Origin of the sequence: Bradyrhizobium sp. CCBAU 53338 (assembly GCF_015291665.1) — a bacterium.
In the GTDB taxonomy this organism is placed as follows: domain Bacteria; phylum Pseudomonadota; class Alphaproteobacteria; order Rhizobiales; family Xanthobacteraceae; genus Bradyrhizobium.
In genome coordinates this window covers 3,837,527-3,852,056 of the sequence record NZ_CP030048.1, presented here as the reverse complement: position 1 = coordinate 3,852,056, position 14,530 = coordinate 3,837,527, and the positions used below count along the sequence as shown (strand labels likewise).

Annotated in this window: 15 protein-coding genes; 3 read left to right on the top strand and 12 right to left on the bottom strand. The window is 65.5% G+C overall.

The window, feature by feature from the left end:
• Window positions 1-1,068 (top strand): nickel/cobalt efflux transporter, encoded by a 1,068-nt coding sequence (locus tag XH90_RS18070; protein WP_194475725.1) that lies wholly within the window; start codon window positions 1-3, stop codon window positions 1,066-1,068.
• A 37-nt stretch (window positions 1,069-1,105) separates the two neighbouring features.
• On the opposite strand, the gene XH90_RS18065 is transcribed toward XH90_RS18070, so the two are convergent.
• From XH90_RS18065 to XH90_RS18030, 8 genes are all read right to left on the bottom strand, one after another.
• Entirely contained in the window at window positions 1,106-1,876 is a 771-nt protein-coding gene (locus tag XH90_RS18065; protein ID WP_194475724.1) for a CbtA family protein, read from the bottom strand.
• A 10-nt stretch (window positions 1,877-1,886) separates the two neighbouring features.
• Window positions 1,887-2,093: a CbtB-domain containing protein gene (locus XH90_RS18060; RefSeq protein WP_194475723.1), complete on the bottom strand. Its 207-nt coding sequence runs from the start codon at window positions 2,091-2,093 to the stop codon at window positions 1,887-1,889.
• A gap of 3 nt (window positions 2,094-2,096) precedes the next feature.
• The gene (locus XH90_RS18055) at window positions 2,097-2,387 is read right to left on the bottom strand and encodes a hypothetical protein (RefSeq protein ID WP_194475722.1); all 291 of its coding nucleotides are present in this window, start codon (window positions 2,385-2,387) and stop codon (window positions 2,097-2,099) included.
• 139 nt (window positions 2,388-2,526) lie between these two features.
• Entirely contained in the window at window positions 2,527-2,784 is a 258-nt protein-coding gene (locus XH90_RS18050; RefSeq protein ID WP_194475720.1) for a phage terminase large subunit family protein, read from the bottom strand.
• A gap of 78 nt (window positions 2,785-2,862) precedes the next feature.
• Window positions 2,863-3,699, bottom strand: coding sequence for a fumarylacetoacetate hydrolase family protein (locus tag XH90_RS18045; RefSeq protein ID WP_194475717.1), 837 nt, complete (start codon window positions 3,697-3,699; stop codon window positions 2,863-2,865).
• A gap of 29 nt (window positions 3,700-3,728) precedes the next feature.
• Window positions 3,729-5,054 carry an MFS transporter gene (locus XH90_RS18040; protein WP_194482724.1) on the bottom strand — a complete coding sequence of 442 codons (1,326 nt, stop codon included), beginning with the start codon at window positions 5,052-5,054 and terminating at the stop codon, window positions 3,729-3,731.
• Between the two features lie 34 nt (window positions 5,055-5,088).
• The gene (locus XH90_RS18035) at window positions 5,089-6,660 is read right to left on the bottom strand and encodes a bifunctional 3-(3-hydroxy-phenyl)propionate/3-hydroxycinnamic acid hydroxylase (RefSeq protein ID WP_194475716.1); all 1,572 of its coding nucleotides are present in this window, start codon (window positions 6,658-6,660) and stop codon (window positions 5,089-5,091) included.
• A 41-nt stretch (window positions 6,661-6,701) separates the two neighbouring features.
• The gene (locus XH90_RS18030) at window positions 6,702-7,598 is read right to left on the bottom strand and encodes a VOC family protein (RefSeq protein ID WP_194475714.1); all 897 of its coding nucleotides are present in this window, start codon (window positions 7,596-7,598) and stop codon (window positions 6,702-6,704) included.
• A 181-nt stretch (window positions 7,599-7,779) separates the two neighbouring features.
• Between XH90_RS18030 and XH90_RS18025 the strand changes: the two genes are divergently transcribed.
• A complete protein-coding gene (locus XH90_RS18025; RefSeq protein WP_194475713.1) occupies window positions 7,780-8,514 on the top strand; it encodes a GntR family transcriptional regulator in 735 nt (244 codons plus the stop codon).
• Between the two features lie 18 nt (window positions 8,515-8,532).
• Here the strand turns inward: XH90_RS18025 and XH90_RS18020 are convergent, their stop codons facing one another.
• The 3 genes from XH90_RS18020 to XH90_RS18010 all read right to left on the bottom strand — a co-directional run bounded on the left by XH90_RS18020 (window position 8,533) and on the right by XH90_RS18010 (window position 10,981).
• On the bottom strand, window positions 8,533-8,745 hold the full coding sequence (locus XH90_RS18020) for a hypothetical protein (RefSeq protein ID WP_194475711.1): 213 nt from the start codon (window positions 8,743-8,745) through the stop codon (window positions 8,533-8,535).
• A 217-nt stretch (window positions 8,746-8,962) separates the two neighbouring features.
• The gene (locus XH90_RS18015; protein WP_194475710.1) at window positions 8,963-9,139 is read right to left on the bottom strand and encodes a hypothetical protein; all 177 of its coding nucleotides are present in this window, start codon (window positions 9,137-9,139) and stop codon (window positions 8,963-8,965) included.
• A gap of 105 nt (window positions 9,140-9,244) precedes the next feature.
• Window positions 9,245-10,981 carry an adenylate/guanylate cyclase domain-containing protein gene (locus XH90_RS18010; RefSeq protein WP_194475709.1) on the bottom strand — a complete coding sequence of 579 codons (1,737 nt, stop codon included), beginning with the start codon at window positions 10,979-10,981 and terminating at the stop codon, window positions 9,245-9,247.
• 324 nt (window positions 10,982-11,305) lie between these two features.
• Between XH90_RS18010 and XH90_RS18005 the strand changes: the two genes are divergently transcribed.
• Window positions 11,306-13,489: a lytic transglycosylase domain-containing protein gene (locus tag XH90_RS18005; RefSeq protein WP_194475708.1), complete on the top strand. Its 2,184-nt coding sequence runs from the start codon at window positions 11,306-11,308 to the stop codon at window positions 13,487-13,489.
• A gap of 13 nt (window positions 13,490-13,502) precedes the next feature.
• On the opposite strand, the gene XH90_RS18000 is transcribed toward XH90_RS18005, so the two are convergent.
• Entirely contained in the window at window positions 13,503-14,474 is a 972-nt protein-coding gene (locus tag XH90_RS18000; RefSeq protein ID WP_194475707.1) for a tripartite tricarboxylate transporter substrate binding protein BugD, read from the bottom strand.
• Window positions 14,475-14,530 lie beyond the last annotated feature (56 nt).

Below are 14,530 nucleotides of genomic sequence, written 5' to 3'. Positions count from 1 at the left end.
ATGACCGACCTGTCTCACCTGCTCCAGCAGAGCAGCGCGAACGCGTGGCTGTTCGTACCCAGCGCCATCCTGCTCGGCGCGCTACACGGGCTCGAGCCCGGCCACTCCAAGACCATGATGGCCGCTTTCATCATCGCGGTGCGGGGCACCGTGTTCCAGGCCGTGCTGCTCGGCCTGTCGGCGACCGTCTCCCACACCGCGATCGTCTGGGCTGTCGCGCTCGCGGGGTTGTATTTCGGCCAGGAACTGTCCGGGGAACGCAGCGAGGCGTATCTGCAACTGGTGTCCGCGGTCATCATCGTCGGCATCGCCGGCTGGATGGTCTGGCGCACCTGGCGGGATCAGAACCACGAACACGAGCACGACCATCATCATCACGACGAGCCGCAGTCCATGTCCCTCGCCGGGTCGTCGTTGTCGCTGGAAGTGTTCGAGGACGGCGTGCCGCCGCGCTGGCGGATCCGGAGCGAAGGCGATGCGCTTCCCTCTGCCGGCGACGTCAAGGTGACCACGATCCGCGAGGACGGCGCGGAGCAGACCTTCGCGTTTGCCGCCCGGGACGGATATCTCGAAAGCATCGACGAGATCCCCGAGCCGCATGCGTTCAAGGCGCGCGTGACCCTGGGCGCGGACGCCGTCGAGATCATCTTCGAAGAGCACGATCACGACCATATCGATCTCGGCGACGAGGACGACGCGCACGCGCGTGCCCATGCCGCCGACATCCGCAAGCGCTTCGCAGGGCGCACGGTCACGACGGCGCAGATCGTGCTGTTCGGCCTCTCCGGCGGACTGATCCCCTGCCCCGCCGCCATCACCGTGCTGTTGCTCTGCATTCAGCTGAAGCAGTTCAGCCTCGGCTTCGTCCTGGTGCTGTCCTTCGGCATCGGGCTCGCGATCACGATGGTGTCGGCCGGCGTTCTCGCAGCCCTCAGCCTGCGACACGTCGAGCGTCACTGGGGCGGCTTCACCCGCTACGCGCACCGCGCGCCCTACGTCTCGGCGGCCCTGATCGTCTTCGTCGGCCTCTACACCGGCTGGACGGGGCTGCACGAACTGATGTTGTGAGCGACGACTGACGCCCGGAACGGGTCGCAGGCGCGTATTAAGCGCGCTGCTCCGCGCTGCGATCAAAACGCGCAAACACGGTGCTGGTCAGACCGCCCAGCAGCGTCCAGAACACCAGGCTCGTCACCGTCACCGCGGTGACGAACTGATGCGTCAGCGACGACGGCACGTTGGTCTCGATATTGGCGAGCTCCGGCGCACCGATCAGATGCGGCAAGGTCAGCAGGATCACGCCCGATATTGCCGCCGGCACCGTGCGGCGGAAGGCGATCAAAGCGAGCCCTCCTGATGTCGCCAGCACGGCGGCGAGCCACCAGATCTGCCGCGACAGCAGCGGCGCCGAGGGCACGCCGGGCAGCTCCGGCGGCAGGCCGAGGCCAGGCGCCAGCGTAAAGACGGCAAAGCCGGCGAGGCCCCAGAGCAGGCCTTCGTGCCAGGGCACGCTCGCACCGGTCGTTCCGCTGCGCACGGCGAAGAAGCCGGCCAGCAGCAGCGCGAAGCCGATCGCGGTCAGGACGTTGGCGGCAGCCGTATAGGCGTTGCGCTCAAAACCGTCGCGCGGCTCCCAGGCCCCGGCGCCATGGTCGTGGTCGCCGGCGCCATGCTCATGGCCGGCGTGGTCGTGCCCGGTCGCCGCCGGTTGCACCGCGAGCGCTGCGTCATGCCGATGCGTCTCGGCCGCCTTCTCGAAGACTTCCGCCTTCAGGATCAGGGGGACGGTGCCGAACTGCTGGACGACAGTGACGATGAGACCGACGATGAAGCCTGATATGACCGACGCGAAGACGATCGAACGAAACGTGCTCATGCCTACGAGGTTAGTGGCAGGGGAACGCGTTCGAGTGGCGGACGTCGTGAGCGGCGTTGTGGACGACGTCGATGTGGGAGAACCCGACCATGCCGACGACGAACACGCCGAGCACCATGGCCATCAGAGCCTGCGACAGCCGTCCCACCTGCCCGGCGGCGACCGGAAGCGTGACCTGAGTCGTGGCCTGGGCGTCGGCGAGCTGGGATTGGCTCATGGTCTATTCTCCATTGGCAATTTGCGGCTCTTCTAGCAGCTTCCGGGCGATGTCGCGACTGGTAAGATGCAGGCTTGTCCCGGACAAAATGCCCCTGCGGGCGATCTTGGCGCTGGCTGCGGCCCGAAAGACGGACTCAAACCGCTGGAAATAGCCGAGGCAGGCCTCCGGCGTGGGTGAGGTGCCAAGCAGCGTCCGGAAGGCGCCGCGGTGCACGGCGCAGATCGCGCCATGGCCGGTGACGGGAAACACCAGCGAGGCGATGTCGTCGCGCCAATGAGGCTCGCTGCTCAAGCGCGTCCCGCATGCGGCGACAGGATCATGAAGGCCATCGGTGATCTCCTGCGGACCACCCTACCACACAGCAGCCGACGTCCGGCAACGCGCAATCCGGGCGAGCTATGCTCGCCCTCTCTATTCCAAGACGGGCGAGCTATGCTCGCCCTCTTGGCCGCTGGGCCTGAGCCCAGGCTGCTTTGACGTCACGTGGCGGAGCGTCGATGCGCTTGATCGGCGTCAGCTCACCGGAGGCGGAGACGACGGCGGTCTCTTCGCGGCGGCAGTGCGGACAGACGAAGCGAACCTCGTGCGGCGCCGCCGACCAGCTCGAGCGTTTCACATTGGCGGCCATCGGCCATGCCTCGCAATGCGAGCACGACACCAGAAACCGACCGGGATCGAGCATACCCATTCCATAGGACTCCGTGTCCTGCCGCTCCCCTTCCAATGATTTTCTCACTGATTTCGTTCCGATGCCCGAGTGCAGACATCAGGCTTCGTCGGCAATCCCGTTGCGCAAGCATCCGACCTTGTCGATCTCGACCTCGACGACATCGCCGGCCTTCATCCAGAGCGGCGGGGTGCGCCTGGAGCCGACGCCGCCCGGCGTGCCCGTGGCGATGACGTCGCCGGGCTCGAGCCGGGTGAACTGCGAGCAATATTCGATCTGCCGCGGGATATCGAAGATCATCTGGTCGATCGTGGTGTCCTGCACGACCTCGCCGTTGAGCCGGGTCTGCAGGCGCAGCGGACCGACATTGCCGACCTCGTCCGGCGTCACCAGGAACGGACCGAAGCCGCCGGTTGCTGGAAAATTCTTGCCCGGCGTGAACTGGTGGGTGTGGCGCTGATAGTCGCGCACGCTGCCCTCGTTGTAGCAGGCATAGCCGGCGATATGGCCCCATGCTTCGCTGCGCGGAATGTAGCGGCCGGGCTTGCCGATGATGACCGCGAGCTCACCCTCGAAGTCGAGCTGGGTCGAGACCTTCGGGCGGATGATGTCGGTGAGATGGCCGGTCTGGCTGTTGGCGAAGCGGCCGAACACGGTGGGATTCTCGACCTCGGTGCGTCCGGTCTCCTTGCGATGGTTCTCATAGTTCAACCCGATGCAGAGGATCTTGTCCGGGTTCGGGATGACAGGCAGGAAGGTGACGTTCGACAGCGGATGGCGCTTGGCGCCAGCGGCGGACTTGGCCGCCTCGGCCAGGCCGCCTGCCGCAATCGCCGTTTTCAGGTCAGGGTAGCGGCTCCCGAGATCGGCCACGCTGTCGCCCTCCACCAGGCCCCATGAGGCGGAATTGTTGATGACAAAGCTTGCGAATTTCATGTGGTGTCCTTGACGTTGAGAGAGGCCGATCAGGTCGACGTGGCGGGAAGAATGGTAGCTGAAGATGACGGCGAAGAGGTCTTCGCAAAACGCGCGATGGTCCGCTCCGGGAAGATGAGTGCAAACGCGGCAGCCGCGCCGACAATGAGAATCCCGGCGGTGAACGTCATGGCATGGGCATAGCCGAGCGCGCTGTTGCTGCCAGCTTCGCCGACAATCCATCCGGTCAGCGCGTTCGAGAACAGGGCCGATGCCGCATTGCCCGAATAGATCACCACGATCAGCCGGCCGCGCTGGGCCGCGGGCGCCACGGCACCAAGCGCCACCGGACCGAAGATCGTGGTCAGGCTCGGCGCCGCGAAGGCAATCGCCACGCAGGCGAGCTGGAGTGCACCCGAGGTCACGATGCTGAGCAGCAGCGCAGAACCCGCGATCAGCAACGCGAAACCCGAGGCATTGCCGAGGCACGCGCGGAGACTCCAGCCCCGACGCTGCAGCACTTGCGTGATCCAGGAGCCGCTGAGCAGCAGCGGCGACTGGAACAAGTAGATGGCCGAAATGATCCAACCGACATCGGTCGGCTTGTAGCCGAGCCCAAGCTGGAGGAACGGCGGCAGCCATGTCGCGGAAATGCCGACGATCCAGTACGACATGGTCGACATGATGATGACGCCGATCACCGTCGGATCCCACCACAACACACGTGCAGGCACGTTCGGCGCAGCAGCCGGCGCATCGTGGCCGACATGTGCTGCGTAAGGTCCCTCCCCGCCGATGACACTCCAGGCGATCATCCAGGCGATGCCGAGCAGGCCACAGACCAGAAAGCCGGTGCGCCAGCCGTGATTGAGGATCACATAGGTCAGCAGCGGGCCACCGGCCAGAAGTCCGACGCTGATCCCCTGAAGGACCACTGCGCTCGGAACGCTGCGCTTGTCGGCGGGAAACCAGTTGTAGCAGGCGTGCAGCGCCGTCGGCAGGCCCGGTCCCTCGCCCGCACCGAGGAGAATGCGGCACACGACCAGCACCATGACGGAGCTCGAGAAGAACACCGGAAGCTGCGTCGCCGACCAGATGGCGGCGAGCAGCAACAGGATCCACTTCGCGGGAAAGCGGCCGACGACGAACAACCCGACCGCCATGCCCGAGAGCGAGAACAGCAGGAAGAAGCTGCTGCCAATGAGGCCGAATTCCTTCGGGCTCAGCGACAGCTCCTTCATCATCGGTACCGCCGAGAGTCCGAAGACCAGCTTGTCGAAGAAGTTGATGGTCTGAAACAGAAACAACATGATGAGAACCGCGTAGGCGCGCGCTGGCACTACAGGCTCCGTCGTCAAGCTCGCCGATGATGGCATCATTTCCCCCTGTTGAATCTTGTCGTTGTTGTTTTCATTGAAGTCGTGCCGCGAGACCCGAGAGCACCCCCGCGAGGTCGGCCTCGTCTGCCGCGACGCCGTAGACGTAGTGATCGGGGCGCACGATCGCGGCAGCGCAGCCGTGGCGCGCGAACCAGTCCGTCACTACGCCGCTTTCCTCCCGCAAAACGCCCGCCCCAGCATCGCGATCCGCCCTCGCGATGGCGATCCGGCGCAAGCCCATCTCCGCCGCGCGTACCGCCACGTCGCGCGATTGGGCCAACGCGCTGTCGCCCCTCAGAACGAGCCGCCATCCGGCACCGCATGCGCTGTCGAGCAATTGCCGGCCGCCTGCAGTCAACACCCATGGCTGGGGAAACAGCGTGCCATTGGTGGCATGCGGCGCGTCGGCACGCAGGCCACAGCTGAGCGGCGGCACTATTTCCTGACGGGTGATGGTGCGCGGCTCGCCGCCGCCTTCGGCGAGTATGCGGATATCGCGTGCAGCGGCAGCTTCCGGATCGCGCTCGCAGATGACGTGGCCGATCGCCTTGATGCGCGTCGTCAGCTCACGAACGTGAGCACTGCGCTCGTCCTGATAGGTGTCGAGCAGCGCATCGCCGGAGTCGCCGCGCAGGACGCGCGCGAGTTTCCAGACCAGATTGGCGACATCGCGAACGCCCTGGCACATGCCCTGACCGATGAACGGCGGCTGCTGATGGGCGGCATCGCCGGCGAGGAAGACGCGCCCCTCGCGCCATTTGCTGGCGACGAGGGCATGAAAGCGATAGCTCGCCGCCCGCCACAGCGTCGCATCGTCGGGCGTGAGCCAGCGCGCCAGAAGCCGCCAGACCTGCTCGGGCTGCTCCATCGCGCGCGGATCCTCGCCCGGCAGCAGCATGATCTCGAAGCGCCGATGCGTGCCCGGCCCGACGATATAGGTGGTCGGCCGTGACGGATCGCAGAACTGTGCCGCCGTGCGCGGCAGCTTCGCAAGACCAGAAACGTTGACCCTGAGGTCGACGACGAGCCAGGGCTCGTCGAAGACCAGATCGTCAAAGCCGATCCCGAGCTGGCGGCGGACCGAACTCGATGCGCCGTCGCAGGCGATGATATAGTCCGCCGTGAGGTTGCGCGTGCCCCGGTCGCCGCGCAGCTCGAGCGTCACGCCATCAGGCGCCTGCTCGATCCTGCGGAGCTCTGTGCCAAGCTCCACGTCCACCGACGGATAGGACCGCGCATGGGCGCGCAAGATCTCCTCGACCGGCGGCTGGGTGAAGACCATGGTGGGGGTGTAGCCGAGCGGATACGGCTCGCTCACCATGTCGATGCGGCGGATCAACTGGCCGCGCGCACCGAAATGTTCCGAAGCCGGGAACGGCGCAATGTAAGGGCGCAGCTGTTCGGCAACACCGAGATTGTCGAACAGCCGCAGGATCTCGTGATCGAGCGCGATCGCGCGCGGCTTGTCGTAGACCGCACGGTCGCGGTCGACGGCCAGCGATCGGATGCCCTCCGCGCCGAGCAGACTGGCCGCGACGGCGCCTGACGGGCCGAAGCCCACCACGACGACCTGGAACTCGTTCGCGCTGGTCGAACCGGACACTGACCTCGCAGCCTCGTTTGCGTGTTGACGGGACGTCGCGGTCACGGCACGGCGTAGCGAACGGACAATTGCGCAGCCTTGACGCAATCGGCCTTGGGCGGCGCGATGCCCCACTGATCGGTGCGGCCGGGTGGCCAGACCCAATGATCCGGGCCCCGCACGACGTAGCCGTCGTCGACCTGCAGCACCTCGGCGGTGTATTCGATCACGGTCCCCACCGGATCGATGAAGTAGGAGAACACGTTGTCGCCGGGTCCATGGCGACCGACGCCCCAGGCAATCGGAAAGCCCGCGTCGATCATGCGCCCGGAACCGCGCATCACCACTTCGAGGCTCGGCATCAGGAAGGCGACGTGATTGAGTCCATTGACCCCGGCGTCGGCGATCACGACCGCATGGTGATCGCTGTTGCAGCGGACGAACGCCATCGCCTTCGAGCGGTCCGAGAGCTGAAAGCCGAGCGCCCGTTCGTAGAAGGCCGCTGAGCGATCGACATCCGTGCTGTTGAGATTGACGTGGGCGAGCCGTTCGGGCCGATCGCCTTGCGACGGCTCTGGCGCGTGACCGACATCGTCGTGAACGAAGCGCAGGATGCCGCCTTCCGGCACGCGAACGGCCATCATCAGGCCGCCATCGGGCGCATCGTTGGGAGCTGGACCACGGATCAGCCGGGCGCCTTCGGCACCCGCTTTGGCGGCGATGGAATCGAGATCGTCCGCGCGCGCCACGCGAAAGGTGACCGCACCGAGCTCCGGCAACTCACTCTTATAGAGCGCGACGACGTGATGGTCGCTGCCGGTCGCGCGCAGATAAACGAATCCGGCCGCCTGCGTGACGAGTGAGAGACCCCACACGTCGCAATAGAACCGCACGGAGCGATCCAGATCCGGCGTGCCAAGATCGACGCTGCGCAGCGCTGTCACCGGAAACCGGGCCATGACGCACTCCTCCACCGGGCCACTCTCCGGGAAGACCGGGCGCGGCTTTCTTGATCACGGTCGCACCTTCACGACCAACAAACCTCTTTTATTACACAAAATCGATATGGCAACAAAAATTTATAGATTTTAGGGAATCATCAGCAGATGTATATATGGCGAACCGTGAGCTAACCGAACAATGGAGGCTGGAGCGGTGGACTTGACTGCAGCATCCCCCCTGCCCGCGCCATCGACGCAGGCGAGCCATGTCTATGACCGGCTGCGCGAGGACCTGTTGTCCGGACGCCTCGCCCCGTCGCGCAAGCTGCAGATGCGATTTCTCACGGAGGCCTATCAGACCGGCCAAACGCCGCTGCGCGAGGCGCTCAACCGCCTGACCGCCGACGGACTGGTGGAGGTCCGCGAACAGCGCGGCTTCTACGTCAAGGACGTCAGCCGCGCGGAGCTTGCCGAATTGACCAAAACGCGCTGCTGGGTCGAGGCCCTGGCGCTGCGCGAGTCCATGGCGGCATCCACGCCTGAATGGGAGGAGCGGCTCGTCGTGGCACAACATCGGCTGAGCCGCGTGCCACGCTCGTTGAGCGCCACCGCGTTCGAGGACAATCCCGAGTGGGAAAAGCTGCACCGCATCTACCATCGCACCCTGATCGGCCAATGCGGCTCGCAATCGCTGATCGCATTCTGCAGCCAACTTGCCGACCAGCTCTATCGCTACCGGCGCCTGTCGATCAGCAAGGCCTTCCCTTCGCGCCACGTCGGTGATGAGCATGCGGCCATCATGGATGCCGTGCTGAGCGGTGATGCCGATCTGGCGGTGAAGCGGCTCGCGGCACACTATCAGCGGACGGCCGACGTCATCCTTCAGGACGACACCATTTTCCCGGAATTGCGACGAGAGGCGGCCTTGGGATGACGGGCTCCGTGACGCCCCTCAATGCGCGCCCTTGAGCGTGCAGGAGGTGCTGCAGGTGACCGTGTTGCCATGGTCGCACGCCTTGCAGGCTGCAACGCACTGATTCATATCGCGAGGATTGTAAGTGCTGTAGGTGCGCATCGGGCAAAGCGGGGTCGAGCCCGTGACGTCCTGCTCCTGGTTGCAGGCCGCCGTCAGAATCGAAAACAAGATGACCGCAAACAGACGCATGGGAGGTCAACCGTCGGACGAGCTACGTTCGCGGGCAATGTCGCATCGCAACCTTGCCCCGGGCATTCCCAACGCCAGGAGTGGCACTGCGCGACTCCCCGCTTCCCACCGAGGATGCGTCTGAATTGTTAAGAACGGCTTGCGATGGCACGACGCCTCGCAAAGACACGGATGCGGAAACACCGTGCCTTGCGGGGCATCGCGGCACTGTCCGGCGTCAGGCCGCGGCCCTGGTCGCGATCACCTGGCGCATGTCGAGCGCGAGTTGGCGGTATTGCTCCCCAAGCTTCAGGTAGAATTCCCGCTTTCTGCTGTCGGTGGCGAGCTTCGCAATCAGCTCGCATTCGGCGGTGAGCGTCTCGAACCGCTCCAGCCGGTCCTCAAGTTCTGTCATCGGCGTATCCCCATCAAACGCCCTAGGGACAGCAAACCTAAGCCCGGAAATTAGGTCACGACAAACATCGTTATAGGGTAGAATCAATTATTCACGAGCGGGCGGCTATTTGCTGTCCATCCGCCAGGCGCCATCCCAATTGGCCGCCGGCGGACGCGCCTCGAACTGTGCGATGCGAGCGAGCATCGTGCGCGAGGGCCCATCACCGGGAACGCTTTCGAGCGCTGCGTTGAACGCGGTGCGTGCGTCATCGAAGCGGCACGCGCGATAGGCGGCAAGGCCTTCGGCATAACGCGTGCGCAGGCTTTCCTGCGGCGCAGCCAGCGCACCTGCCCGGCCCATCACCTCGAACACCGGCTGCGGCACGCTCTGGCCGACCACCGCCAGACGATCGATCTCGCGCAACTCCAGACGCGCGCCGGTCGCCTCCGCTGTCGCCTGCGAAATCAGGATGCGGGTACCGTAGACCTTGTTCGCAGCCTCCAGGCGCGATGCAAGGTTCACCGCATCGCCCATCACCGTAAAGCTCATCATCAGCTCGGAGCCGATGCTGCCGGTCAGGACCTCGCCGGTGGCGATGCCGATGCGCAGGTCGCATGGCACCGGCATGGCTCGGATGCCGAGGAGGTCGGGAAGCTGCTTCTGCAGCGCGGGCACCTGCTCGGCCATGTCGATGGCGGACAGGCCTGCGAGCAGCGCCTGCTCGTCCTCCTCGATGAAGGGCGGGCCCCAATAGGACATGATGGCGTCGCCGATATATTTGTCGATCACGCCGCGGTTGTTGCGGATCGGGCCGGACATCACCGTGAAATAGTGGTTCATCACCTTGACGAGGCCGCGCGGGGTCATGCCCTCGCTCATCGAGGTGAAACCGCTCATGTCGCAGAACATGATGGTCATCACCCGGCGCTGACCGTCGATGGCGACCTCGGGCTTGTCGATCAGGCCCTGCACGACCTTGGGATCGATGTAGCGGCCGAAGGTCTCGCGGATGCGCTCATTGTGGCGCAGCTGCTCGATCATGCGGTTGAAGGCGGCGGCAAGCTCGCCGATCTCGTCCTGGGTCGAAACCGTGATGGCCTTGTCGAAGCGGCCGGCCTCGACCTCGCGGGCGCCGGCGAGCAGCAGCCGCACCGGGCGGGTGATGCCGCTGCTGACCAGCAGCGCGAAGGCAAATCCGACCACGGCCGCGAGCAGCGTCACGAGACCTGAGATGATGATCGCCTGCCGCTGATGGCCGATCACCCTCGAGGTGCTCGCGAAAACCTGCTTGAGCATGTCGGCGCGGATCGCATCGATCCTCTGGTTGAACAGATCGCGCGTGGCATCGATATGCTCGAGCGTCCCTCGTGCCTCCGCCATCTGCTTGGCATCGACCTGCTTGAGCAGCTTGGCGTGATCCGCATTCATGTCGCGGCGCAGCTCGGTGACCGCAGTATCGATGCGCGTGTCGATCCGCGCCAGCGTGGCATTGTCCGACGGGGTCCTGGGATCCTCGATGATCGCGTTGATCAGCTTTTGCGCGCCCGACGTCTCTTCCTCGATCTTCCGGTCGGCTTCCTCGAATTCGTGCAGGCGCGCCGCATAGGCCTCCTCGTCCGAGGAGTCCTGCATCTTCATCATGACCATCCGCCGCAGCGCCACCGACCGCTCCAGCGAGCGGATATTGGCGCGCGCCAGGTCGCCATAGGCCGGGATGTAGCGGTTGGTCAGCTCGTCCAGGAGAACGCCGACCTGGCTCGACATCACCATCGACAGGATCGAGGTGATCAACATCAGGACGATCAATCCGAGGGCGATGCCGACGATCTTGCGCCGGATCGACTGGTTGAAAAGCGGCATGAGGGGGCAAAGGCTGAAAAGAAGGGTCTATGGAACTCAATACACCGGATTTTCCCTTGGGAACACGCGCAATCGCGCCGTTCGTGGCGTGGAGAGCTCCCCGCAACCGGCGCGCGAGGCCCAATCGTTAACAAAGGTTAAAGCCCCCTGCCGCTTCCGCTGTTTCGGAAGTTCCCCGGTTCCATTCCGTATTTTGCCGCATTGTTGAACCAGCGTGAGGAATGCGAAACGATGTCATGGCATCGTTTTGGTGTCGTCTTTGATTCTCAAGCCGCATGTCGTCGCGGACCTTGGTTTGTAGTGGTTTCGCAGGGGGACCATCGAATGAACCAGTGCCTACGCTCGCTCGCGTGTGTCGTTGCCGTGGCCGCCCTGGCCCTCCTTCCCACCGAGCTGGCAGCGAAGAGCGGTCACAAATCATCCGCGTCGAAGAAGACGCACGTCGCGAAGGCCGGCAAGCAGCGTCATGCTGCGAGCGGCAAGCACGGCAAACATGCCGAGACCAGGCGCAAGTCGAAGAAGCGGGACGAGGAGCCCGCGGACAAGCCCGCGCCGCCGGCGCTGACGGGCGACCTCGCCGCACTGAAAGATGCCATCGACCTCGCACGCAAGGGCAAGACCGACGACGCGAGCGCGGCGCGCGACCGCATTGCCGACCCGGCCGGACAGAAGGTCGCCGACTGGTTCATGCTGCGCCATTCCGAGAGCACGGCGCCATTCAAGCGCTACGCCGCCTTCCTCGCCGCCAATCCGGATTGGCCGAGCGCCGCGCTGCTGCGCAAACGCGCCGAGGCGCGGCTGTGGCAGGAGAAGAGCGATGCGGCCACCGTGCACGCTTTCACGATGGACCGGCCGACCAGCGCCAAGGGCAGTTTCGCACTCGCACGCGTGCTGCTGGCCGAGGGCGACAGCGACCGGGCCACGCGCCTCGTGCGCGCAGCATGGCGCTCGGAGGAACTGTCCGAACGCAGCGAGGAGGATTCCTACGAAGCGTTCCACGACCTGTTGCGGCCGGAGGATCATCGCGCCCGCATGGACAAGCGCCTTGGTGCCAAGGACTATGCCGGTGCACGGCGCGCCGCAAAACGCCTCGGCGAGGATGCGCTCGCCATCGTCAAGGCCTGCGCCGCGGTCAACGGCAAGGCCAGCAAGGCCAAGGATTATCTCGACGACGTCGCGGCCGATGCGCGCCGCGATCTCGGCTATGTCCTGTGCCGCGCGCAATGGCATCTGCAGAAGGACCACATCGACGATGCCGCCGAAGTGATCCTGGCCGCTTCGCCCGACACCATGGCGGCCCAGGACACCGATGCGTGGTGGCGCGAGCGCCGCCTGCTCGCGCGCAAGCTGCTCGACCAGGGCAAGTCCAGAACCGCCTACGACGTGGTGCGCGCGGCCGCGGTGCCGGCGATGGAGGTCTATCGCGTCGACTACCATTTCATGTGCGGCTGGATCGCGCTGCGCTATCTCGACGATCCCAGGGCCGCGATGGCGCATTTCGCCGCGATCGACGAAGGCTCGGCCAATCCGATCGCGCTGGCGCGCGCCCATTACTGGCGCGGCCGTGCGGCCGAGGCCATGGGGGCGACCGCCGACGCGCGGCAGAGCTACAAGGCAGCCGCGCGCTATCCGACCGCCTATTACGGCCAGCTCGCCCGCGCACGGCTCGGCCTCGAGGGGCTGGAGCTGCGCGCGCCCTCGCCCGTGCTGGCCGCGGCCGACACACTGCCTGCGGACGAGCGCGTGCGCGCCGCGGACATGCTGTATGGCATCGGGGAACGCGACGTGGTGCTCTACTACGCCGAGGATTTCGCCAAGGAGAGCACCGACGTCGCTGCCCTCGAAGCGCTCGGCGAGCTCGCCAGGCAGCGCAACGACGCCCGCGTCATGCTGGAGGTCGGCAAATCGGCGTTGGCGCGTGGGCTTGCGCTCGACCATTACGCCTTCCCGACCATCGGCATCCCCGAGCACAAGCAGGTCGCGCCCGCGATCGAGACCAGCGTGATCTATTCGGTGGCGCGCACCGAGAGCTCATTCGACCAGCGCGACAAGTCGTCCGCCAACGCGGTCGGCTTGATGCAGGTGACGCCGGAAGCCGGCCGCGACACCGCCAAGCGCTTCGGCGTGACCTATGACTGGGACAAAATGGTCTCCGACCCCGTCTACAACACGCAGATGGGTGCGGCCGAGCTCAGCGCGCTGCTGTCGGAATATCGCGGCAACCAGATCATGACCTTCGCCGGCTACAATGCCGGTCGTGGCCGGGTGCGCGAATGGGTGCAGGCGCACGGCGATCCCCGAGATCCCAAGGTCGATCCGGTCGACTGGGTCGAGCGCATCCCGCTGTCGGAAACGCGCAACTACGTCCAGCGCGTGATGGAGAACGTGCTGGTCTACCGCGCGCGGTTCGAGCGCAGCGGCGCGGTCGCCGGCAAGACCGACCAGCGTGTCGTGACGCAGGATGCCACCGCCAGGGCGACGCCGGTGGGGTTCAGGGGAGCGGAGTAGAAGCGGACCGGCCTCAATCCACCTTGATGTTCGCCGCCTTGATGATCGGCCACCACTTCGCGATCTCGGCCTTCTGTCTGATGCCGAGCGCCTCCGGGGTGAGCTGGTCCTTGGGTGTCATCTCCAGGCCCTGGCTTTCGAGCTGCTTCTTCACGGCCGGATCGTTGAGCGCTTCCACGGCGGCCGCGTTGAGCTTGGTGACGATGTCCTTCGGCGTGCCCTTCGGCACCCACAGGCCCGACCACAGCGTCATGTTGAAGCCCTTCAGGCCCGCTTCATCCGCGGTCGGGATGTCGGGCGCGGAGGCCAGGCGCTTGCTGTCGGTGATGGCATAGGCGCGGATGGTGCCGGCGCGGACCTGATTGATGGAGTTGGAGGTCTGGTCGACGATGATATCGATCTGGCCGGCGATGAGGTCGTTCAGCGCGGGCGCCGTGCCGCGGTACGGCACGTATTGCAGCTTGACGCCGGAAACGCTCTCGAAATAGACGCCGGCGATGTGGCTGCCGGAGCCGGCGCCCGCCGTGCCCGCGGTCGGCGGCGACGGTCGCGACTTCAGCCACTCCACCAGCTCCTTCAGCGATTTCGCCGGCACCGCGTTCTTGCTGACCACGATCATCGGGTTGCTCGGCAAGAGCACCACCGGCTCGAGGTCGGTGACGAGATCGTAATTGAGCTTGTAGACCGCGCCGTTGGCGACATGGGTGCCGAGATGGCCGAAGGAGATGGTGTAGCCGTCGGGCGGCGAGTGCACGGCGCGCCCCACCCCGATCGAGCCGCCGGCGCCGGTGACGTTCTCGATCACCAGCGGCTGGCCGAGCGACTGACGCATGCGCTCGGCGAGCACGCGCGCCATTGCATCGGACGGACCGCCGGCCGCAAAAGGAACGATGATGGTGATGGGATGAGAGGGATAATCGTCGGCGCGCGCGGCGCCGATGAAAGCGAGAAGTCCGATCAGCCCGGCCCAGGCGGCCTTTTTCATTGTCTGCTCCCCAACGATGTCGTTTTTGTCTTTTGTCTCTTCCCGCGTACGGGAAG